A 20205-nucleotide genomic window follows, 5' to 3' on the forward strand; every position below is an offset into this window, starting at 1 on the left:
TTCTCGCTTTGCCGGAAAAAGCGGCGGCGATCTCTATACGCCGATCGCCGCCTGTTGTCCTAGACCGGGAGGAGGCGTCTAGAACGCAACTTCAACCGTGCCGAAGACCTGGCGCGGATTGCCGTAAAAGGTCGTCAACACGCCGCTGAGGCCGAGCGGCGAATTGCCGAATTCCGGCGCCGACGTCACGAAATCATAGCCGGCGACCACATATTCCTTGTCGAGAAGGTTCGTGCCGTGAACGCTGAGGCGCAGGCCACCGTCGGAGGATGTCCAGGACAGGCCGGCGTTCATCAGCCAGACTTCCGGCTGGTCGAGCGGAGAGGGATAACCGAACTGGTATGTAAAGCTGCGGTAAGAGAATGACGTCGAGAGCTGCGCGTCGCCGTCCTTGCCGAAGAGCGCCACCGGCCGGTCATAGGACAACCGGCTGAAAGCGGTGATCGACGGCGTGTTCTGGAACACGGCGAGATCGGAAATATCCGTGCCGGTCCGGCCCTGATATTCGTCATACTCTTTGTGAATATAGCCGAGAGAGAACTGGTAATTCAGGGAGTCGCCGGCCGCCGCGAGATCTTCGGCGAGCACCGCCAGCCCCTCGACCTCAAGACCGTAAAGGGTGGCTTCGGCGGCGTTCGTGGTCACGCCGGCAAAGGTTTCCGAAATGCCGTCCATGTCGGCGTCGACGCCGACCGAACCCGGCACCTGCACGTCCTTATAGTCGGAATAGAACAGCGCAAGACTCGACGTGAAGCGCCCGCCCGCAAGGCTGTTCTTCCAGCCAAGTTCATAAGTGGTGATGTTTTCCGGCTCGAAGCGGCAGAATTCGACCTGGTCTTCATAATCGGCCGCCCCGCCTGCGCCGTCGCCATCGAGATCGGGCGCGGCGTTGGCGCCGCAACGCGGATCGAAACTGCCGCCTTTGAAGCCTTGCGAGAAGGACGCGTAAAGCGTGTGTTCCGGCGTCGGCTCCCAGGAGATGCTGGCGCGCGGGGTGAAGTCGGTGAACTTCGCGTCCGCATCGAGATCGGCGGCGGCGTTCACAGGCAGCCGGTCAGGCCCGCCGAAGATCGGCGAAAAGCCGCCAAGATAGGTGAAGCGTTCGAGCGAAATCGTGCGCTTGTCAGAGGTGTAGCGCCCGCCCGCCGAAATCGACACCGTATCGGTGAGATCGAAAGAAAAGTCGCCGAAGATCGACCAGGTGGACGTGTCGACATTGCTGTTGGTGAATGCGTTCAATCCCGGCAAGCCGACGACCGGCAAGGCGCCCGTCTCTTCGAGAATAACGTCGAAGATCGTCTGCGCATTGGCGTCGAGATAATAGAAGCCGGCGACGCCCGAGAGGCGGTCGCCTTCGTAAACGGCCTGAAACTCTTCGCTGAACTGGTCGTTGTCGTAAATCGCCGGCACGTCAAGATCAACGATCGGCAGCGAGTCGAAGTCGATCGGCGTTTCGGTGCGGTCGGCGCGATAGGCGACGATGTTTTTCAGCGTCAGCGCATCGGTGACGCTCCATTCAGCGACAGCAGAAACGCCGCGCGCCACGACGCTCTGCTCCGGCGTGTTCAGACCGGAGCGCGTGTCGAAGACATTGTCGAGCACCGGATAGTCGACCGGCGGCGCGACGGTGAGATCGGTATAAGGCAACAGACGGTGGCCCTGACGCGGATCGGAATTGTCGTCGGTCCAGTCGCCGGTGACGCGGATCGAAAAATCCTCATTCAGGCCCCAGTCGACAGTCAGGCGCCCCGCCAGAATGTCCTTGTTGTAGTTCTCAAGGCCGTTGAAAAGATTGTCGCCGAACCCGTTGCGGGAAAGATAGGCGACGGCGCCGCCGGCGCGCAGATAACCGCCCGACGCATTTTCTTTGATCAGCGGCAGGTTGAAGCTGCCGATCGCATCGAACTGGCCATAGGTCCCGCCGGTCAGGCGCAGGCGCGCTTCCGGCTCGTCGGTGAGACGGCGCGTCACATATTTCACCGCGCCGCCGATGGTGTTGCGGCCGTATAGCGTGCCTTGCGGCCCGCGTAAGACTTCGATGCGCTCCACATCGTAAATGTCGAGCAGCGCCGCCTGCGGACGATTGAGATAAACATCGTCGATATAGATGCCGACGCCCGCTTCGAAGCCGGCGACCGGGTCCTGCTGGCCGACGCCGCGAATGAAGGCGGTGAGCGTCGTATTGGTGGAGCGCGATGTTTCCAGCGTCACATTCGGCGCGATCGCTTCGATGTCGGTGAGATCCTGCGCGCCGAGATTATCAAGATCGTCCCCGGAAAAAGCAGAGACGGCGAGCGGCACGTCCTGCAGGCTTTCCTCGCGGCGGCGCGCAGACACGACGATCACGTCGCCGGTTCCTTGCGACGCCTGATCGTCCTGGGCGTAGGCGCCGGTTTCTCCGGCGGCGAACGCGGCGCCGGCGCAAACGGCCAGAAGACCGGCCTTGCCCGCACTCGCAAATAGGACGGATTTCAAACTTGTTTTCATATGAGCCTCCCTGAACACGCATTTATTGTTTTGCCGGGAAACTAGTGGAGATGGCCGCTTCGCATAATGACCCGATAGCTCAAGGAGCGAGGACATTTTCGCTCATCATACCCATATCCAGATCGAAATTGTGAGGGCAGCCCAACTGCTAGTTTAAATTAGTTTATTGATTCAAATAGGTTTTCGGCGTCACGCCATTCCAGTCCTTGAAGGCGCGATTAAACGCGCGCGCTTCCGAAAAACCGAGCGCCTCGGAGACGTCGCTGACCGAGCGGCCTTCTTTCAAGAGGCGTTTTGCGGTCTCGTTCAGGACTTCTTCGCGCAGCTCGCGGAACTTCAAGCCCTCCTCCGCGAGACGGCGGCGCAGGGTGGCGACGGAGAGCCCCATCTGGCCGGCAACATCGGGCTGCTCGACAATGCCGCGGGCGAGCGCGTCGCGCACGCGGGCCGAGATTGCATTCGCCTTTCCAATGGCGGCGTGCTTGCCCGCGACGGTTTCGACGATCATCTGATAGACCGCGTTTGCTGTAAGGGCCTCCGGCGAGGGCGTCTTGATGCGCTGCATCGCCGCCTCGCGGTCGAACGAAACTTTATAGATGTTCGACCCGAAACGGATCGGCGCGTCCCAATAGCCGAGATGGCCGCAATCGCCGCCGGGACTCGGCCGGCAGATCGCCAGCGATTTGATCGCATCGCGCGCCGCCGGCGAGATCACCATCAACAGGCAATGCAGAAAGATCAATATGCACTCGCATTGAAAATATATTTCTTCAGAAGAATTGATTCCTGCATAGGGAAAATTTCTGTCGTCGATCAGATAGTCGATAGTCCCGCGTTTTTTCTCCACCTGGTTGAACTGACCGCCATGAAGCAGATTGTAGGACTTGGCGACGACGCACATCACTTCATAAAGATTTTCGCAATCCGTCAGATGCGACAGAACGAAATCCGTGCTGCCCGGCAGCAATTGCCGCGACGACAGATGCACGGTCTCGTCGCCGGTAAGTATCGAGAGCCGGTTCTGCAGCCGGTAATAATCCGCAAGGGAAATGAACTCGTTCCTGCCGCCGTCGAGAAGCTGCGGCGGCAGATCGAGAGAGGCGAACAGCTTTTCAAGATCGATTCCCTCGCCGCGCGCGCTTTCGACCAGCGGCGCAACGCGCTCAAACCTCACGGAAATCGACTGTTCGGGGTCCAGCATGGCCGCAACCTAGCGGCGCGGCGGGGCCTCGCCAAGCGGGCGATGCGGCCTGAAAAACCGCCTTCGGCGGACTTACACGCCGCCCGGCGCGTCCTTGCGGCTCAAAATGACCCAGAGCGCGTGGATGATGCCCGGAATATAGCCGAACAGGGTGAGGATCACATTGATCCAGAATTGCGTCGTGATGCCGACCTGCAGCGCGACGCCCACAGGCGGCAGCAAAATTGAAAGCAGGACGCGTAAGATATCCATGTCTGATCTCCTTTGTCCCTCAATTGAGGCGGTCAGAGGTGAAAAAGGCGGAGACGCCGAGCGCCGCCACAGAGAAAATAAAGCCCAATAAAATGACCGCGCTGACCATAGCGGGTTCTCCCTCTGCTGTCGCGTAAAGAACAGGCGGCGGCGCTTATGGTTCCCCCCGCCCTTGTGCTTTCGCGGGGATCAGGCGTGAAGAAGCGCGAACGTAATAAAGGCGGAATAGGCGGCCGAAACCGTTACGATGACGGCGGCCCCCACGGCCGCGCGCATGCGGATAATGCGAATGCTCGAGGTCCTGGCGATGTCGCTCACCGCATGGGCGATCTCGGCGGACACCGCTTCTTTGGTATAGGATGAGAGCGCGATGGCGTGGCTGGCGCCGGGCTCCGACGTCGCTTCCAGCGCTTTTTCATAAGCGCGGTCGAAAACGATCCGGGCGATGAACTCCTTCAGCGCCGTCGCCGGCTTCCAGTCATGGCCGCGCACATAGACATAGCCGCGCCAGACATGAGGCGCCATCATGATGATGTCCCGCACGGCAAACCCGAGCGTAATGACGACCACCAAGAGCTGAAAGCCGCGCGCCGTTAAATCGCCGCTGCCATGCAGCGCAAACAAAGCGCTGACGATGGCTGTTTTCCATAACAGGGAGACGGCTGTCGCCTGAACGCGCTGGCGCACGACAGAGGTGGTTTCCCGGCTCAGATCTTCAATCGCGGTCGCCTTGGCGATATCGACAGCCTGGGTGACGCGCGTTTTGACGGCCTTGTTCGCCGCGGACCGGCCCAAGGCCGCGCCGCCGGCCACCGCCGTCGCCGCCAACAGGACCGCTCTAAGCCACATCTTTTTCACCCGCGCCTCGCGCCGTTCCGCCTTTGAATGCATATGCAAATAGGCATCGCCTCACCCCTAATCAAATCCCAGCCCGTCGGCTGATAACGCTTTCTCACCCGCTTTTTTCGTCGCAACCGGGAACTCCCGCGTGCGCGCCTTGTTAATCCTTGGACGGATGGGCCGGTCCGCCCCTTTGGTCCGCCGTCAAAACGACCTGCCCCTGACGGTTCCGCGCCGCAATCACCGCCCCTCGCATTGCGGCGCGGACCGTCATTTTCAATTTCAGGGACATCTGGTTCAGAAACATTCGGCCCGCCTCATGGGGGCTTGCGCAAGGCGCCGGCGCCGCGCCAATACGACGTTAATCGTCGTCAAAGGCGTCGAGCGCCGCGACGGCAAGGCCCGCCGCCGCCGCAATGGCGAGGACGCCCGCTGGCTTCGACTTCACCTTTTCAAGCAGAAGCTGCTGCGTCGCCTGATCGACAAGACCGCTGTTCAACAGGTTCAGCGTCGCCGGCGGCGTCGACGCCTGGGGCTCGGCGGGCGTGTGATAATGATCGCGCTCCGCCACGATGAGGCAGACAAGCCCGACCACGACGACGCCGCCGGCGCTGATCGCGAGCGCAACCGACATCGGCACATAATTGCTCAAGGCCACGGCGCTCGCCGCGGCGGCGAATCCCACCGCGATCACGAGCAAAAACGCCGCAAACATTGTCCAGATTGTTTTGCGGACGGCGTCCTCGCCCTCCTCTTTTATGACCTGAAACAGCTTGAACATGATGCGCACCTGAAAGCGTTGTTATTTCCGCAAGATGACGCGCCCAACGAGAAAGCCGAGCGCAGCCGCCGCGCCGAGAGACGCAACCGGATTTTCCCGCACGTTTTTCTCAACCTCGGACATCGCCGCGCGGCCTTCCTTGTCGGCGGAGGAAATAAACTTCTCCGCCTGGGTGCGAACCTTCGAAACATTGTCTTCAACGGCTTCGCCCGCATCGACCGCGCTCTTCGCGCCGAGCGCAACCACATCGTCACGCAGCGCCGCCAGATCCTTGCGCAGGGCGGCGAGATCTTCGCTCAAATCGGCGTCGGAGGCCGAGACGGCTTTTTTCTTTGTCGCATCCATGGCTTTTTCACCGTACATGACAAAGCTCCTTTCCTTTCACTGATCCGTTTTGCTCCAAAACACGGCCTGCAAAGGATCGTTCCCGGAACGCCGGGAATGCCGGATGCGCCTCATTTTCCACCACTTACTCATAGTGCGGCGGTTGTTTTGCGGAACCGGGGCCGCAGCCAGCTGTTTTCAGGGCACAGGATTAGCAAATCCGGTAAAAATGGAGGCTTTTATGCTTGGATGGGCCCTGACATTTTTGGTCATTGCTTTGATCGCAGCATTTCTCGGCTTTAGCGGCGTCGCCGCGGCTTCGGCGGGCATTGCGCAGATTCTGTTCTTTGTCTTCCTCGTCTTGTTCGTCATCGCCATGGTGGCGCGCGCCGTGCGCGGCCGGGCGCCGTAACAAGACGGGCTGCCATGCCCCGACAAAAACGCCCGCTTTTTTAAGGCGGGCGTTTTTTTTATTCCTCCGCGTGTTTTTCAATCGTGATCTTCACGAAAACGCCCTGGCCGGTCAGCGTGCGTTCGATCTCGCCGCCAAGAAAGCCGTCGACCAGCCTGTCGACAATGGTCTGGCCAAAGCCCTTGTCATCGGAAGCTTCGCCGGAAGAAAACTGATGACTTTCCTCCCGCCACTCGAAAACAAGCGCGTCTTCGCCATCGCGCCAATCGATTGTCAGCTTCCCGCCGGCTTCTTTCAAGGCGCCGTATTTGGCGGCGTTGGAGACGAGCTCATGAACGATCAGGGCCCAGGCCGTCGCCGCGCCGGCGTCCAGCGTGAGCGAGGCGCCGTCGATGAAAATGCGTTGCGGGTCCGTCCGCCAGGGCCGCAACGTCGTCTCCAGAATCTCGCGAAGATCGGCGTTGCGCTTTTTCAGATCGACCGCGCCGACATTATGCGCGGCGTGAAGCGCGAAGAGCCGTTGGCGGGTCGCCTCGGCGAAATCCTCCACTGTCGTCGCATAGCGCGCGCTGAGGCTGATCAGCGCATTCGTCACCGAAAACAAGTTCTTGATCCGGTGATTAAGCTCCTGAACCAGAAGCGCGTTGCTTTCCTCCGCCGTCTTGCGTTTGGAGATATCGACAGCGCACAGGCATAAATGCAAAGGCTCGCCGAAGTCGGATTCGATCGGCGTTACAGTGAGAAGCGCCCAGCCTTTTTCGCCGTCGCTTTTCCAGAACGGCGCCTCGCCCGTAACCTGCCCTTCAGCCGCGGTCCGTTTCACCAAATCGCGCACGGCGTTTCTGGTCTCTTTGGACCGGCCCCACATGCCAAGCTCCCAGAACTGCGCGTTCATCCACTCGTCGCGGGCAACGCCGGACAGGGCTTCGCCGAAATCGTTCAATTCGAGAATGCGGCCTTCCGGCGTCGTAATCGAAAACAGCGCGCCAATGCCGTCAATCAGCTTGCTGACAAGGCTTTCCCGCTCTTTCATTTCGGTGATGTCGTAATTCACGCCGGCGAGACTAAGCGCGCCCGAGCGCGGATCGACAATCGCGCGTCCGCGGCCGGCGATCCAGCGATAGCGGTCGCCGTCGATTTTCACGCGAAATTCAGCACGAAAATTCCGTTCGCCGTCGCAGGCGATATCGAGCTCTTCACGAAGGTGGTCAATATCATCCTCGTGAACCTTGCTGAAAACATCTTCGCCATACACCTTGGCGCCCGGCGGCAGTTGCAGCAATTGACGCAATTTCTGGTTGGCGTGAAGATCGTCGGAGTCGCAATCCCAGCGAAAGACGCCAAGCTCCGCCGCTTCCGCCGAAATCTCCGCCTGCCAGCTGAATTCGAAAGCCCGTTCCTCAAGTTTGCGGATATAATAGATGACCGCCGCAGTGACGATGATGAGGACGATGGCGGCGGCGAGCCATTGCAGTCCGTTGTTGTTGAGCTCGCCCGGCCCGGCCCAGACGATCACCGCCGCAATCAGCGCGACGCAACCGAGCCATAAAACCGTGCGCTTCGCCGGCGCCAGATAACCCGACGCGGTTGCGCCGATCAGCGACACAAGAGTGAGAAGAGGGAGCGTGGAATTCGGAATCAGAACGGCGAGCGCAGTCAAAACGAATCCGGCTGCAATCCAGATTCGCCCCGACCGGCGCGACTGCAAGACGCTTCGGAATATGCGCGCTGTCGGGTTCCGGAATAATTTCATCGGTTCGGCCGTCAGGCCCTGTCGAGCTGATCCAGAAGCTGCGAAACTTTCTCGGGATCGGACTTCGTCAGCTCAAGACCCAGATAAATCAAAGAGCGGATCGCGGCGGAGCGGCTGGCCGCTCTGTTCTCAAAGCGCCAGTCGTCGATCATCGCCAATTCGGAATCGGCGACCATGATCTGAAGTTTTTCAACGCGCTTCTCAGGCGCGGACGTCTTGTCGCTGTTCATTGCACATCACCATTGACGAGCTCGCCGTCTATTGTTGTGAAACGCATCGTATCGAGACAATGCGCGACGGCGGCCTGAACGGCTTCCGGCCGGTACGGTTTGACAATGACGAAATCCGGTTCGACGTCGTCCCCTTTGAGAACGTCGTCGGGATAGCCGGTGATGAAGATGACCGGGCAATCGTGATCGTCGTGAAACGCCACCACGGCGTCGACGCCGGTTTTCCGGCCGTCAAGATTGTAGTCCGCCAACACGACGTCCGGCGTCTTTTTCACCGCTTCGCGCGCGCCCTGCTCCGCCGTGCGCGCCTGCCCGACAACCTTCACGCCCATATTCTCCAAAACATCCTTCAGATCGGCTGCGATAAGCGGCTCGTCCTCAACGATCAAGGCCGTGTGCGCGCCGCGCGCCGCCTTGACGAGGGAGCGGCCTTCCGCCAGCAGCTCCTCATAAGGCTTCGTCAGGGGCGCGAGAACATATTCGACGTCGCGCTGGGACAACCCGCAAATATCGCTCAACAAAAGCACGAGGCGCGACTGCGACGGCAACGGCCCGAGGCTTTTGACATATTCCACATTAGAAAAAGGTTTGGGCGGCGCGTCCGAAGCGACGATCTCCCGCCATTTCAAAATGAACTCGCGAAACAGCTCAGCCCGCGTCGCGCCCGCCGCCCGGCCCGTGCGCGCCGCTTCGGCCATGACCGCGTTTGCAAGCTCATCCCCCGCCATCCGGTCCGCCGTCACGGCGCGAGCAAACTGCCGGATGGACGCGCTGACTGGTAAAAACACTGATCTTCCGTCCTGATTTCAATTCTGGCGAAGCCTCAGCCCTGCGCTGAAGCCAGCCCGAAAAAAACACCTCATTGCGATTTGCAGTTCCCTCAATCCGGCGAAATAATCATTATAAACCAACATGAAGCCGAACCAGCGCCAATTTCCCGTGTAATCCGCCCGTGGTCAAGCTCGCCCATATTTCAGACCTGCATTTCGGCCGCGCCAATGCGGCGGCGCTGACCGCGCTGACTCAGGCGCTCAACGAGGCAAAACCGGACCTTACGGTGATTACCGGCGATCTGACCCAGTCCGGCCGGCGCAGGGAATTCGCCGAAGCGGCAGCGTTTTTAGGGACCCTCAAAAGCCGGTTTCTGGCGGTTCCCGGCAATCACGACGCGCCGGTCTATAATCTCGGGCTTCGCTTCTTTAAGCCTTGGGCGCGCTACGAAACCCATATCGGCGCCGCCTCGATCCAGCGCGTCAATCTCGGCCCGGTCAGCGTCGTGGGCGTCAACTCCGCCCGCCGCGCCCAGCCCCGGCTGAACTGGTCTTACGGGCGTCTTTCCAAATCCGCCGTGAAAGCGGCGAGCGCCATGGCGCAAGAGGAAAAGGACGCCGGACGCATGGTGTTTCTTGCGCTGCACCATCCGGTGACGCTGGGCCCCGGCAAGGCCGGGTCGAGAATCGTCAGCAATGGCGACTATGCGCTCCGGGAATTCGCCGAGAACGGCGTCAGCGCCATTTTAACCGGGCATGTTCATGTCGCGTCGGCGGAACCGATCGCCGCCACGGGCAACCGTATTCTATCGATCCAGGCCGGCACGGCGATGAGCACCCGCGAACGCGGCGAACAGCCAAGTTTCGGAATTGTCGAAGCTGAAAAAAATAAAATCCGCCTCGTCACCAGACAGTTTTCCGGCGGCGCCTTTGAACCGGGCGCAGGGCGGACTTTCAAGAAAATAGCCGACGTTTGGCGCTCCGCCGAATAGGCTTTTACGCCGCGCGCCGCCGCAAAAGCTTTTCCACCGTCTCGCGCAAGGCGCGATCCCGGTAAATCGCCGGTTTCAGGGCCTGAAGAGCTGCATTCAGCATATCCATTTTCACGAGATCTTCTAAAGCGCCGCCATCCGTTTGCAGATGACGGCGCACCGCGTCTTCGCGCTCTTCAGCCAATTGATCGTCGGCCAGCGCGTCGATATCCAGTCGGGTGACAAACTCAACTACCTTAGCCATGCCCCCTTTTACACGACGGCGGCGAGATTGGTTCCTTCTTCCGCCTCATTTTCGCCTTCTGTCATCGTCATCAGCCGGTTTCTCGCCCGGGACAGGCGCGAGCGCACTGTGCCCACCGGCACGTCCAGCATCTCCGCAGCCTCTTCGTATTTCATGCCTTCGATCACGACGAGGGAGAGAATGACCCTGTCATTCACCGGAAGCTTTTGAAAAGCATCGACAACGTCATTGAAGTGCATGGTCTGCTCCTGGGTTTGAGCGCTTGAAAGGCGCGATTGGGGCGCGTCATCCATCTCAACAGCAACGCCGCGCGCTTTTTCGCTGCGGATCTGGTTGAGAAAGACGCGGCGGCAAATCGTGAAAAGCCAGGACCGCAGGTTTGACCCGTCAAAAAGATGCGCCTTGCGCAGGGCGCGCTCGACGCTGTCCTGCACGAGGTCGCAGGCGCGGTCCTGATTGCGCGTCAACTGAAGCGCAAAACGATGGAGCGCAGGCAGGCAGTCATTAAGCTCGGCAGTTGAAATTTGCGTTTGCATGTCGTCCTCCTGTCTTTCGCGACTGGAAGGTGGCGCAGGCTAAAATCGAAATCAAATGAAAGCGCGGCTATATTTTGCTGAACCGCAATAGCCTGTTCACGTTATGCAATCTCTGTATTTTCAGTATGTTGATTATCTGTCAGATGCTGCGCAATTCGCGTTTCTTCCATGGCTTATGGAACTTACTCCAAAACCGCCTCATCTACTTGAAAAGAGGGCTTAATTTTTCGAGCCCGCAGGCGGCTTTTGATGTACGGCAAAGACCGTTTGAAGCCGCGCCCGGCCTTGCGCTAAAGGAAAACCGGCGCCGCAAAGCCGGCGCCGCGCCGGCATTACAAAATGATCAGATGTAAAACATCCGTAATGAAGCGTGGGACGCTGCGGAAAGCACCGCAAATACGCTTCCGAATTCGGCCATGCGGAACCGGCCTTTCTCCCGCCTGTTCATGCATGAAAGGATCGCCGCAAATATGAAAGCCAGCGTTTTTATCAACACGCATTCCGGCAGCGTTGAGGCTGCGGGCGCCGACAATGTTTCCTCGCTCATCGCGGCGAGGTTGGAGGAAGCAGGCTTGGACGCCGATATCGCATGCGGCGATCCGGGGGATTTCAAGGAATTTTGCGACTGCCTGAAACGTCCGGACGACCTCGCCATGGCGGTGATCGCCGGCGGAGACGGCACCTTCGCCATGGCGGCCGAAGCTTTTGCGCATGCGCCTGCGCCCGTCGCTTTTTTGCCGGCTGGCACCATGAATCTCATCACGCACGATCTGGGGATCGACGCAAACCTGGAAGACGCGATCGGCGATTTCCTGAACTGGCGCCCTAAAAAGATCGATGTCGGCAGGATTAACGACCGCACTTTTTTGAATAATGTGGTTTTCGGCGATTACGCCGAAGTCGCCGAAGCGCGCGAACACCTGCGCCAGGCGCCGACGCTGGAAGAGCGGCTGGGCGCCATTTCGGAGGCGGCTTACACGTTGTTTCATTCGGCGCCGGCGCGCTTTGAACTGACGGTTTCAGGCGAAGTCATGAAGGTCCGCTCGAATATGCTGATGATTGCGAACAACCGCTATACGGGCGCCGTCGGCATGCGGCCGACGCGCGATCGCCTGGACCGGGGAAAACTGGCGCTTTATCTCGCGGACAGCCGCGACGGGGTCGATCTCGTCGCCCGGGTCCTGGAAGTGTTGCGCGGCGACATCGACGCCTCCGAGGCGATCGATCAACGCGAGGCGACGCAGTGCGTCGTGAGGGCGGAAGACGATTGCGTCACCGTCGCTGTCGACGGCGAACCCATGGCGCTCGCCAGCCCCGTGGAGGCGCGCATCGAACCGCGCGCCCTGACGGTGCTTTGTCCGGAATGATTTCAACCTATCCGGTGTTTGTCGCAGCACCGGTCGGCAAAAAACCTAACCTCATCGAGCAGCCCGTGCGATGATTCCGACGGATGGAAACCGCTGTCTTTGCTTCATTCCTGAATTTTTGTCTGACTGACGGCGAAATGGGGCGGCCCGGCCATGACTTTTGCTTGCAATGGGCGCCGGCAAGGGATGCAATATTTCACCTAGCGCCGCGGGCGATGGGAGATTGAGGCGAAACCATGACAAGAACGCCGGAAGAAGAGCGCAACCTCAACCATGTCCTCGACATGTTTCACAATGTTCTGGTCCCGCTCGATTCGAGCAAAGTCGACGATTACATCTCGCCCGATTACATCCAGCACAGCCAGATGGCGCCGCCGGGCGTCGAGTCGTTAAAAGCGTTTCTCGACGAGAAACAGGCGGAAAGCGCCGAGGCCGAACAGCATTTGAAACGCGCCTTCGTCGACGGCGACCACGTCATCTTGCATTATCACGTCATCCGTTTTCCGTCCGATCCCGGCTTCGGCGTCATCGATATCTTCCGCCTCGAAAACGGCCTTATCGTCGAGCATTGGGACTGCGTGCAGGAAGTCCCGACGGCGTCGCCAAATCCCCATTCCATGTTTTGACAAGAGGAGACGCCTCCATGCGTTTTTCCGGAAAAAACGCCGTCATTCTCGGCGGCAATAGCGGCATCGGTCTTTCCACCGCAAAAAAGTTCGCAGATGAGGGCGCGCAGGTCGCGATCACCGGGCGCAATGAGAAGACCCTCGGCGAGGCGAAGGCGCAAACGGGCGCCCTCCTCGCTTCCGTCTGCGACATGGCCGATCTCGATGCGCTGGATGGGTTTTACAAGGAGCTGAAAGGCGCCATGGACGGGATCGACGCCCTTGTCGTCAACGCTGGCGTCGGCGGATTTGCCCCGGCGCGCGAGGTCACGCCCGAATTCTGGGACGACGTTCATAGCGTCAATCTGCGCGGCGCGTTCTTCGCTGCGCAAAAAGCGCTGCCGCTGATGCGCGAAGGCGGCGCCATCGTTTTCACCGGTTCTATCGGATCGGTTCTCGGCATTCCCGGCAATTGCGTTTACGCCTCGGCCAAGGCGGGGCTTCGCGCCATTGCGCGCACGCTCGCCGCCGAGCTCGTCGCCGAAAAAATCCGCGTCAATCTCGTCAGCCCCGGCCCCACGGAAACGCCGATCATCAATCGCAGCGGCCTGCCGCCGGAAGGAATCGATGAAATGCGCAAGATGATGACGGACTCTGTCCCCATGAAGCGCATGGGAACGCCCGGCGAAATCGCCGACGCGATCCTGTTTCTTTCCTCCGGCGAGGCGAACTTCATCACCGGCGTCGATCTTTATGTGGATGGCGGCTGCGTGGAAATCGGATAAGCGCGCCTTCACTAGCCGCGGTTTTTCGCGAGCTCCGGCGGCCGTTTGCGCGGAACCCAGTCGCCATGGCCGGGAAACCGCTCCAACGCCTTGCCGTCCCACAGCCGGACGACGCGCTTTTTGAAACGCCATGCCCCGTCATCGCCTTTCACGACGTCGTCCTCATACCAACCGGCGAACCGCAGGAGATAAGGCGGCTCGCCATGGCATTCGGTGACGAAAGCGAAGGACTTCACGGCGACGGCGCCTTCGCTTTTCGGCGTGAAAACCTGCTGCGTCACATGATGCTGACGGCCCGGAAAGCCCGGCGACGTGAAATAGTGGTTGGCGAGCGCGCGAATGCCCTCATGGCCTTCCCAAATATCCGGATCTTCGAAAACCTCTTCAATCATCACCGCATCTTCGGTGAAGACCGCAACCAGCCCTTCGGCATCGCCTGTGTCGAGCGCCCAACCATAGGCGGCGAAGAGATCCTGAATCCCGAAACGGTCTTCCGCCGATAATCTGCTCTGCATTTTCGCCCCTTTGCGGTCCCTTCTTTACGACGGTTCCTTGCGGCTGCCGCGGTCCGCGCGCCTGATGGCCGCCCCGGCGCGCCGGAAATCTGACCGCCCGCCGCGGCCCTGTCCATGCCGGGAGCGCGAAAATTGAGGTTGTACGGCGAATCGCCCGCGCTCAGGCCACCTGGCCCGGCAACGAGACGATATCGAACCAGTAGCGTTCGATCTGCCGCATGATGTCGACAAAACCCTGAAGGCTTGACGGCTTCGTGACAAAGGAGCTCGCGCCAAGCGCATAACATTGATTGATGTCTTCAGGCGCGTCGGATGTGGAGAGCACGATCACGGGAATATTTTTTACGCCGGGCTCCGCCTTGAGTTTTTGCAGAAGATCGAACCCCGACATGCCGGGCAGATTGAGGTCGAGAAGAATAAGGCCCGGGGCGACATTGTCCCGCCCTTTTTCACGCCCTGTATTCAGCAGATAATCAAGCGCTTCGTCCCCGGTGGATACGACATCGACTTTTGCGGAAAAGCCGCTTTCATCAATGACGCGCGTAATAATTTCCCGGTCAGCCGAATCGTCTTCGATCAGCAGCACGGTAAATGTTTTTCCAGCCATAAGACGCTATCCGCCTCACGGATAGACTAAACGAGTCCGTCCGCAATCGATTCTTCTCACCCGCGCCCACAATAGCGATAAACGATGACGAAAGCATCAAAAATCAACAAGACGATATAATGTATCAATCGATTGCACTGTTCACGGCGGCTTTTAATTCGAATTTGAAGTGCGCGCCTTCATCATCGCCGCCGGCGACCCAGATACGTCCTCCCATGCGCTCTATTGCTTTTTTGCATATCGCCAACCCGATGCCGGTCCCTTCATAATCATCGCGGCTGTGAAGACGCGAAAGCGGCTGAAATACATAATCTTCTAATTCAGGATCAATGCCAATGCCGTTGTCTTTCACGCCCAGCACGACCGTGCGGCCATCCGTTGTCGCGGTGAATGAAATTTTCGGGCGCCGGTTCGCCGGCATGAATTTCAACGCATTGACGATCAGGTTCTGATAAACCTGCGTCAGAAGCGTTGCGTCGGCGAGCACGTCCGGCAGCTCCTCATAGGAAAATTCAGCGCCTTTCAGGCTGCCTTCGGAAAGGCGGAGCATCACCGTTTCGATGCAGGCGCGCGGGCTCACCTTTTCGGGCGGACCTTCATTTCCTTTCAGGCGCGAAAGCTCCAGAATGTCGCTCACGAGCTGTTTCATTCTCGAAGCCGAGTCGCTTATCGCATCGATATCGGCCTGAACGCGCTCATTCAGGACGCCCCCGAGGTCTTCTTTCAGGAACTCGCTGAAAGTTATGAGCTTTCGCAAGGGCTCCTGAAGGTCATGCGAAGCCACCCGGGCGAATTGTTCAAGTTCGATATTGGACCGTCTCAGCGCCTCCTCGCGCTCGCGCTCCACTGTAACTTCATGCAACGCCGCAACGGCGCCAATCTGCTTGCCTTCTGCATTGGAAAGCGGCATCGCCTTGACTAAGAAACGACGCACAGGAAGGTCTTTCGGAGCGATAACGATTTCCTGGCATTCGATCATTTCCCCTTTCATTGCCCTGAAGAGAGGGGCGCGGTGCAAGGCCAACGGCGTTTCTCCATCCGGTTCGTAAAGGTCGTAATACGTACACCACTCCTTCGGATCGATTTCGTGCGCGTCCATGCCATGGGCCCGGCGCGCTGCAAAATTGAACAGCGTCAACTTTCCTTGCTCGTCGCAGGCGACAATGCCGTCCTGAACGTTTTCAAGAACCGACTGCAGGAAGAGGCGATTGTTTTCGTTTTCAAGTTCGCGTTGTTTTTGCGCGGTGATATCGATCAGCGTGCCGGCCATGCGGGCCGGCGCGCCCTGCTCATCCCGGCTGGCCTCGCCGAACGCCTCCACCCATATATAGTCGCCGGATTTCGTGCGCATGCGGAATTGAGGCTTGTATGCGGCGCCGGTTTCAATATGCGCGTCAAGCTCTTTCATGACGCGCTCCCGGTCTTCGGGATGCAGCAGCGCCTCCCATGTCGAGAAATGATAGTCGACCTCTCCCGGCTGATAACCCAGATGCGCCAACCAGACCTTTGAAAACCAGTCTTCACCGGTCTTGATGTCCCAGTCCCACAGGCCGACGCCGCCGGCGTTCACGGCAAGCTCGAGCCGCGCTTCGCTGACCTTCAAAGCCGCATTCGCGCGCTCAAGTTTCGCATTCGCTTTTTCCAGCTGCGACAGGCTCGGCGCGGCGACGAGTTTGGGCAGCAAAGGCCAGACGGCGATCGCCGTCGCGACAGAGACGATGGCGGTCAGCGCTTTTATAAGCCCCTGCTGAAAATAGACCGGCTCCCAGATTGTATAAATCTCCATCACATGCGTCAGGCCGCATAGAATGATGAAGCCGACAAACAGATAGATCGTCCTGTTCAGGCCGAAATCCGGGCGCCTTCGCGCCAGCCGGAACAGGGCCAGAGGAATGGCGAAATAGGCCATGGCGATCAGCGCGTCGCTGGCGACATGCAGCCAGAGAATATGCGGGAGCCACAAATAGCAGTGCCCGTGCGGCATGAAATTATCCGTCGAGAAAAACTGGAGCAGGCTGTCCATATAAAAGCTCCGGGAAATAGGGCTGACGCCTTGGGAGAAGACCCGATCCCGCGACTATCGAAGCATTCGCCGTCTGCTCGCAAGAGCTCGTTGACGGCCCTGAAACGCCTGCCGGCAAAGCCGCCGGCGCCCTCATTTGGGGGCGCCCCGCCGCAAGCGGTTCATTTAGTTCCTTGATTTAGCCGCAACGAAACGGACAGCCATCATGCCCGCGGGCGCTTTCAAAAACCGGCGCAACCTGCCTTGCGTGATTTCAACACGCAAAAAGGCGTCTGCGCGCGACCGCGTTCTCGCCCCCGCCATAGACGAGGTGGAGGCGGAAGTCGTCCCTGAGACGGCTTTTCATCGTCGCGCGGATGGAGAGCTTTCCGTCAGCGCCGGCGCGAAGGAAAAGAAGACGGCCTGGCGCGCCCTGAAGCAATGGCGCCGCAGCCTCGACCTGCTTCGCGAAGAGGATTGTTAACGCCCGGGCGACCCTGGCGCCCACCCGCTATTTCAATTCTGAGTCCGAAAAAGCCAGAGCAAAACCGCCGCGCGTATGCCTGGCCACAACGCCATGAAGAATGCCGATGCGCACGCGCGCGCCGATCGGCGGAACGCAGCCGGCCTCCACACCGGCGCCCGTCTCCGAAAGATCGATAATCCTGCATGGAAACGGCTCATCCTCGCCCTCCACGACAGCCGCCGCTTCGAGATCGAGCTTGGTTCGCAAAGCTGAGCGCCGCTCCATGATTCTCAGAAAAGGCGGCGCTGCGGAATCGGCGTTCAATTGCTTCGCGAGAAAGGCGCGCTTTGCCTCAGTCATCGAAAATTCGATGGCGACGCCGTTTTCGTCTTTTCGCGAAACTTCGCCGGCCAGGCGGCCCAGCCTCTCGGGATAGGCGATAACAGGATCGCCGACCTGCGCGTGCGTCCGGCACAGCATGTACAACCCGCATTCGGAAATGCTGACGATGCGCCCGATCGCATCCGGTTCGTTTTCGGTGGCGAACCGCACCGGACCATCAAGTAATTTCCGTGGAAACCGGCGCCTTTCAGGGCCGGCGCGCGGCGCTTTTTCGCCCGCCATAATCGCCAAGCCTCCCGCTGCTGCGGCGGCGACCCTAGAGATATTTCAAATGCCGCCTATCCGCATATGGGGGCCTCAGGCGCAGGCGAGCAGCGTCAGACGCACAAGTTCGGCCTGCCGGGAAACACCGGTCTTGCTGAACACAGTCTTGAGATAAGAGCGCGCCGTGCTGAGCGAAACGCCGGCGCGGCGCGCCGCCTCCTCCATATTGTCGCCCTCGGCGAGACCGTGGACGATCCGCGCTTCGCTCGGCGTCAGATTCAACGCGGCGGCGATTTCCGCCGCCTCCGGCATGCTGCGCCGCGCAGGATCAAGCACCAGAACATTGAAAAACGGCTGGTCCTGCGGGCCCCCGGCGGCGCTGTAGGACAGGGAGAATGTCACGGGCGTCGATTTTTCCGGCATGGTGAAGCGGAACATGCACCGTTCATGGAGATCGCCGGGATGCGACGCGGCGGCTTGAAGAAATTCCTGGAACCGCCGGCTTTCTTCCGGATTGACCGACCGGATCACGGCTTCGCCGCGCATGTCGAAAAAGCCGCTTTCTTCAAAAATCTGTTTTGCCGCCGCATTCGCGAAGATCAATTCGCCATTCAGGCCGATGGCCGCCACGCCGATGGTGAGCTGCTCGACTGCACCCAGTGTCGTCAGGGATACGCTGCGCAGACGCCGCGCATTCAACTCGGACAGCGCGTCGCAAAGTCCGGCGCCGAGATTTTCTTTCTCCGCGGGCTTTGTGAAAAACCTGTAGACATCGCCGTAATTCATGGCGGCGAGCGCAGACTCAAGGTCCGCCTGCCCTGAAATCAGCATATAGATGCCGTCCTGCGAGTAATGACGCATTTCCGCGATCAGCTTGAGCCCGGTCGTGGCGCCGAGCCGCAAATCGGACAGAACAAGATCGGCGGGATTGCTGCGATGCGCGCTTAGCGCCTTTGCCGGCGATCCGAAATAATCGCAGCGGATCGGCAAGCGAATTTCGTCAAGAGAAAACCGCAACTGATCCAGCGCCAGCGGATCGTCATCGATGCAAATCATCCGTGGCGATTGATCGGACATGAGTTCTCCCATGCTGCGCATGCGACTGCGGCATCAGGTCGTTACCCTTACTCAATAAGGGATTAATGAAAAACTAAGACTTGCGCTTTAAACGCCGCAAGACATCAGGAGGGGTCTCGACTATGCCGCGCGGCGACAGCTTGCGGATACTGGTCCTCGACGACGATGAAAGAGACGTTGAAATCCTCAAACGGCATTTGAGATCGATTAAACGTCCTTTCTACACGATCACGCACGCCAGAAACCTGTTCGACGCGCGCATCGCCATCGCGGAGAATGAATTCGACACCGCGCTTGTCGATTATCGCCTGCCCGGCGGGGTCAGCGGGATGGACGTCATCCGCGAAATCGGCGGACGCTCCGCGCCGTTTCCGATTGTTCTCCTGACGGGCGTTTCGAACGCCGAACTTGATCAGGAAGCCATTTACTATGGCGCCTATGACTATCTTGAAAAAGCAGCGCTGACCCGGGAGCTTGTCGATCGAACGATCCGGTTCGCTATATCAAGCTACAAGCGAGAGAAAAAGCTCCGCGAGCTCATTGCGGAAGCCAAAGAGCAGGCGGCCATCAATAGCCGCATTCTTTCCGTCGTCAGCCACGAGATGAAATCGCCGATCAGATCCCTCACCGGCTATTGCGACCATCTGATCGCCATGGGAAACGACCAGGCCGCGACCGACGCCATCAAAAAAATGAAAGCGGCGTCCATTCATCTCGAAGACTTTCTGAACAATCTGTCCGAATTCGTCAGGCTCGATAAAGGCGCCGCGAGTCTGAGCGCATCGAAATTCAACCTCCTCACCATGCTGCAGGAGACGGTCGCCTTTTTCGAGCCTTTCGCGGCGCACAAGGGCATCACCTTGCGGCTGAGGGCCGGCGCGGAATGCGACGCTGTCTATGTCGGCGACCGGCTGCGCATCCGGCAAATCCTCATAAACCTGATCAAAAACGCCGTCGCCTATTCCAATGAAGGCGTCATTTCCGTCACTGTCGCGGTCGCGGACGGCCGGCTTAAAGGCTGCGTCAGCGACCAGGGCGTCGGAATGAGCAAAGAAAAAGCAGCCTCTCTTACAAACCCGCGTTTTTCCAAGGAAAAACTCGGCGGCGATCTTGAAGGCGGCATGGGTATCGGCCTTCCGATCTGCATCCGTCTTCTGCGTCTGATGGATGGCGGGGTCAGCATCAAGAGCCAGCCCGGCAAAGGCACGAAAGTGTTTTTCGGCCTCAGCCTCAAAGAAGCGTCAAGAAACGAGCGCGCCCCGGCGCGCGCCGCCGGCGCGCATTATTCATGAGCGCGCCTATTTTGCGCGGCGCATTTCATTAGTCCTGACTTAAGTCCACAGCCATATGTTC

General features: G+C 59.4%; 24 protein-coding genes. 8 read left to right on the plus strand and 16 right to left on the minus strand.

Features of this window, described 5'->3' with window-relative positions; genetic code table 11:
* Positions 1-78: 78 nt before the first annotated feature.
* The 6 genes from CW354_RS00320 to CW354_RS00345 form a co-directional block, all read right to left on the minus strand.
* A complete protein-coding gene (locus tag CW354_RS00320) occupies positions 79-2487 on the minus strand; it encodes a TonB-dependent receptor (protein ID WP_104828059.1) in 2409 nt (802 codons plus the stop codon).
* 163 nt (positions 2488-2650) lie between these two features.
* Complete coding sequence (locus tag CW354_RS00325; protein WP_104828060.1) at positions 2651-3688, minus strand: helix-turn-helix domain-containing protein; 1038 nt, start codon at positions 3686-3688, stop codon at positions 2651-2653.
* A gap of 72 nt (positions 3689-3760) precedes the next feature.
* Complete coding sequence (locus tag CW354_RS00330; RefSeq protein ID WP_104828061.1) at positions 3761-3940, minus strand: YqaE/Pmp3 family membrane protein; 180 nt, start codon at positions 3938-3940, stop codon at positions 3761-3763.
* A 189-nt stretch (positions 3941-4129) separates the two neighbouring features.
* Complete coding sequence (locus CW354_RS00335) at positions 4130-4831, minus strand: hypothetical protein (RefSeq protein ID WP_104828062.1); 702 nt, start codon at positions 4829-4831, stop codon at positions 4130-4132.
* A 310-nt stretch (positions 4832-5141) separates the two neighbouring features.
* Positions 5142-5561: a phage holin family protein gene (locus CW354_RS00340; protein WP_104828063.1), complete on the minus strand. Its 420-nt coding sequence runs from the start codon at positions 5559-5561 to the stop codon at positions 5142-5144.
* A gap of 21 nt (positions 5562-5582) precedes the next feature.
* Positions 5583-5924 (minus strand): DUF883 family protein, encoded by a 342-nt coding sequence (locus tag CW354_RS00345; RefSeq protein WP_104828064.1) that lies wholly within the window; start codon positions 5922-5924, stop codon positions 5583-5585.
* Between the two features lie 202 nt (positions 5925-6126).
* On the opposite strand from CW354_RS00345, the gene CW354_RS00350 reads away from it, so the two are divergent.
* Positions 6127-6297: a DUF1328 domain-containing protein gene (locus CW354_RS00350; protein WP_104828461.1), complete on the plus strand. Its 171-nt coding sequence runs from the start codon at positions 6127-6129 to the stop codon at positions 6295-6297.
* A 58-nt stretch (positions 6298-6355) separates the two neighbouring features.
* Here CW354_RS00350 and CW354_RS00355 read toward each other — a convergent pair whose 3' ends face one another.
* From CW354_RS00355 to CW354_RS00365, 3 genes are all read right to left on the minus strand, one after another.
* Positions 6356-7957, minus strand: a complete 1602-nt coding sequence (locus CW354_RS00355; RefSeq protein WP_165793451.1) for a PAS domain S-box protein — start codon at positions 7955-7957, stop codon at positions 6356-6358.
* 104 nt (positions 7958-8061) lie between these two features.
* Positions 8062-8280 (minus strand): hypothetical protein, encoded by a 219-nt coding sequence (locus tag CW354_RS00360; protein WP_104828066.1) that lies wholly within the window; start codon positions 8278-8280, stop codon positions 8062-8064.
* Positions 8277-9068 carry a response regulator gene (locus tag CW354_RS00365; protein WP_104828067.1) on the minus strand — a complete coding sequence of 264 codons (792 nt, stop codon included), beginning with the start codon at positions 9066-9068 and terminating at the stop codon, positions 8277-8279. Before CW354_RS00365 ends, CW354_RS00360 begins: the two co-directional genes overlap by 4 nt.
* Before the next feature lie 164 nt (positions 9069-9232).
* Here CW354_RS00365 and CW354_RS00370 point away from each other — a divergent pair, with 164 nt between their 5' ends.
* Positions 9233-10042 (plus strand): metallophosphoesterase family protein, encoded by an 810-nt coding sequence (locus CW354_RS00370; protein WP_104828068.1) that lies wholly within the window; start codon positions 9233-9235, stop codon positions 10040-10042.
* A gap of 4 nt (positions 10043-10046) precedes the next feature.
* Here the strand turns inward: CW354_RS00370 and CW354_RS00375 are convergent, their stop codons facing one another.
* On the minus strand, positions 10047-10286 hold the full coding sequence (locus CW354_RS00375) for a hypothetical protein (protein ID WP_104828069.1): 240 nt from the start codon (positions 10284-10286) through the stop codon (positions 10047-10049).
* Between the two features lie 8 nt (positions 10287-10294).
* The gene (locus tag CW354_RS00380) at positions 10295-10822 is read right to left on the minus strand and encodes an RNA polymerase sigma factor (RefSeq protein ID WP_104828070.1); all 528 of its coding nucleotides are present in this window, start codon (positions 10820-10822) and stop codon (positions 10295-10297) included.
* 74 nt (positions 10823-10896) lie between these two features.
* Between CW354_RS00380 and CW354_RS00385 the strand changes: the two genes are divergently transcribed.
* The 4 genes from CW354_RS00385 (at position 10897) to CW354_RS00400 (ending at position 13579) form a co-directional block, all read left to right on the plus strand.
* Positions 10897-11175 carry a hypothetical protein gene (locus CW354_RS00385; RefSeq protein ID WP_104828071.1) on the plus strand — a complete coding sequence of 93 codons (279 nt, stop codon included), beginning with the start codon at positions 10897-10899 and terminating at the stop codon, positions 11173-11175.
* A 117-nt stretch (positions 11176-11292) separates the two neighbouring features.
* Entirely contained in the window at positions 11293-12189 is an 897-nt protein-coding gene (locus CW354_RS00390; protein ID WP_165793452.1) for a diacylglycerol/lipid kinase family protein, read from the plus strand.
* A 236-nt stretch (positions 12190-12425) separates the two neighbouring features.
* Positions 12426-12815 carry a nuclear transport factor 2 family protein gene (locus CW354_RS00395; protein ID WP_104828073.1) on the plus strand — a complete coding sequence of 130 codons (390 nt, stop codon included), beginning with the start codon at positions 12426-12428 and terminating at the stop codon, positions 12813-12815.
* A 17-nt stretch (positions 12816-12832) separates the two neighbouring features.
* The gene (locus CW354_RS00400) at positions 12833-13579 is read left to right on the plus strand and encodes an SDR family oxidoreductase (RefSeq protein WP_104828074.1); all 747 of its coding nucleotides are present in this window, start codon (positions 12833-12835) and stop codon (positions 13577-13579) included.
* 11 nt (positions 13580-13590) lie between these two features.
* Here CW354_RS00400 and CW354_RS00405 read toward each other — a convergent pair whose 3' ends face one another.
* The 3 genes from CW354_RS00405 to CW354_RS00415 form a co-directional block, all read right to left on the minus strand.
* Positions 13591-14094 (minus strand): nuclear transport factor 2 family protein, encoded by a 504-nt coding sequence (locus CW354_RS00405; RefSeq protein WP_104828075.1) that lies wholly within the window; start codon positions 14092-14094, stop codon positions 13591-13593.
* Positions 14095-14254: 160 nt separating this feature from the next.
* Positions 14255-14701: a response regulator gene (locus CW354_RS00410; RefSeq protein ID WP_104828076.1), complete on the minus strand. Its 447-nt coding sequence runs from the start codon at positions 14699-14701 to the stop codon at positions 14255-14257.
* A 124-nt stretch (positions 14702-14825) separates the two neighbouring features.
* Positions 14826-16724, minus strand: coding sequence for a sensor histidine kinase (locus CW354_RS00415; RefSeq protein WP_104828077.1), 1899 nt, complete (start codon positions 16722-16724; stop codon positions 14826-14828).
* Positions 16725-16929: 205 nt separating this feature from the next.
* Between CW354_RS00415 and CW354_RS00420 the strand changes: the two genes are divergently transcribed.
* Positions 16930-17187 (plus strand): hypothetical protein, encoded by a 258-nt coding sequence (locus tag CW354_RS00420; protein ID WP_104828078.1) that lies wholly within the window; start codon positions 16930-16932, stop codon positions 17185-17187.
* A gap of 27 nt (positions 17188-17214) precedes the next feature.
* On the opposite strand, the gene CW354_RS00425 is transcribed toward CW354_RS00420, so the two are convergent.
* Together CW354_RS00425 and CW354_RS00430 are read right to left on the minus strand one after the other, a co-directional pair.
* The gene (locus CW354_RS00425; RefSeq protein WP_133162102.1) at positions 17215-17793 is read right to left on the minus strand and encodes a PilZ domain-containing protein; all 579 of its coding nucleotides are present in this window, start codon (positions 17791-17793) and stop codon (positions 17215-17217) included.
* A gap of 75 nt (positions 17794-17868) precedes the next feature.
* Entirely contained in the window at positions 17869-18852 is a 984-nt protein-coding gene (locus tag CW354_RS00430; RefSeq protein WP_165793453.1) for a DNA-binding response regulator, read from the minus strand.
* Between the two features lie 122 nt (positions 18853-18974).
* On the opposite strand from CW354_RS00430, the gene CW354_RS00435 reads away from it, so the two are divergent.
* The gene (locus CW354_RS00435; RefSeq protein ID WP_104828081.1) at positions 18975-20144 is read left to right on the plus strand and encodes an ATP-binding response regulator; all 1170 of its coding nucleotides are present in this window, start codon (positions 18975-18977) and stop codon (positions 20142-20144) included.
* Positions 20145-20205: the final 61 nt, after the last annotated feature.

The sequence above is a fragment of the Hyphococcus luteus genome (assembly GCF_002943565.1).
Taxonomy (GTDB): Bacteria; Pseudomonadota; Alphaproteobacteria; order Caulobacterales; family Parvularculaceae; genus Hyphococcus; species Hyphococcus luteus.

Excerpts from the sequence above, each read along its gene's own strand:
- CW354_RS00320 (WP_104828059.1), bottom strand. The coding sequence starts at position 2,487 with ATGAAAACAAGTTTGAAATCCGTCCTATTTGCGAGTGCGGGCAAGGCC.
- CW354_RS00325 (WP_104828060.1), bottom strand. The coding sequence starts at position 3,688 with ATGCTGGACCCCGAACAGTCGATTTCCGTGAGGTTTGAGCGCGTTGCG.
- CW354_RS00330 (WP_104828061.1), bottom strand. The coding sequence starts at position 3,940 with ATGGATATCTTACGCGTCCTGCTTTCAATTTTGCTGCCGCCTGTGGGC.
- CW354_RS00335 (WP_104828062.1), bottom strand. The coding sequence starts at position 4,831 with ATGCATTCAAAGGCGGAACGGCGCGAGGCGCGGGTGAAAAAGATGTGG.
- CW354_RS00340 (WP_104828063.1), bottom strand. The coding sequence starts at position 5,561 with ATGTTCAAGCTGTTTCAGGTCATAAAAGAGGAGGGCGAGGACGCCGTC.
- CW354_RS00345 (WP_104828064.1), bottom strand. The coding sequence starts at position 5,924 with ATGTACGGTGAAAAAGCCATGGATGCGACAAAGAAAAAAGCCGTCTCG.
- CW354_RS00350 (WP_104828461.1), top strand. The coding sequence starts at position 6,127 with ATGCTTGGATGGGCCCTGACATTTTTGGTCATTGCTTTGATCGCAGCA.
- CW354_RS00360 (WP_104828066.1), bottom strand. The coding sequence starts at position 8,280 with ATGAACAGCGACAAGACGTCCGCGCCTGAGAAGCGCGTTGAAAAACTT.
- CW354_RS00375 (WP_104828069.1), bottom strand. The coding sequence starts at position 10,286 with ATGGCTAAGGTAGTTGAGTTTGTCACCCGACTGGATATCGACGCGCTG.
- CW354_RS00380 (WP_104828070.1), bottom strand. The coding sequence starts at position 10,822 with ATGCAAACGCAAATTTCAACTGCCGAGCTTAATGACTGCCTGCCTGCG.
- CW354_RS00390 (WP_165793452.1), top strand. The coding sequence starts at position 11,293 with ATGAAAGCCAGCGTTTTTATCAACACGCATTCCGGCAGCGTTGAGGCT.
- CW354_RS00395 (WP_104828073.1), top strand. The coding sequence starts at position 12,426 with ATGACAAGAACGCCGGAAGAAGAGCGCAACCTCAACCATGTCCTCGAC.
- CW354_RS00400 (WP_104828074.1), top strand. The coding sequence starts at position 12,833 with ATGCGTTTTTCCGGAAAAAACGCCGTCATTCTCGGCGGCAATAGCGGC.
- CW354_RS00405 (WP_104828075.1), bottom strand. The coding sequence starts at position 14,094 with ATGCAGAGCAGATTATCGGCGGAAGACCGTTTCGGGATTCAGGATCTC.
- CW354_RS00410 (WP_104828076.1), bottom strand. The coding sequence starts at position 14,701 with ATGGCTGGAAAAACATTTACCGTGCTGCTGATCGAAGACGATTCGGCT.
- CW354_RS00415 (WP_104828077.1), bottom strand. The coding sequence starts at position 16,724 with ATGGACAGCCTGCTCCAGTTTTTCTCGACGGATAATTTCATGCCGCAC.
- CW354_RS00420 (WP_104828078.1), top strand. The coding sequence starts at position 16,930 with ATGCCCGCGGGCGCTTTCAAAAACCGGCGCAACCTGCCTTGCGTGATT.
- CW354_RS00425 (WP_133162102.1), bottom strand. The coding sequence starts at position 17,793 with ATGGCGGGCGAAAAAGCGCCGCGCGCCGGCCCTGAAAGGCGCCGGTTT.
- CW354_RS00430 (WP_165793453.1), bottom strand. The coding sequence starts at position 18,852 with ATGTCCGATCAATCGCCACGGATGATTTGCATCGATGACGATCCGCTG.
- CW354_RS00435 (WP_104828081.1), top strand. The coding sequence starts at position 18,975 with ATGCCGCGCGGCGACAGCTTGCGGATACTGGTCCTCGACGACGATGAA.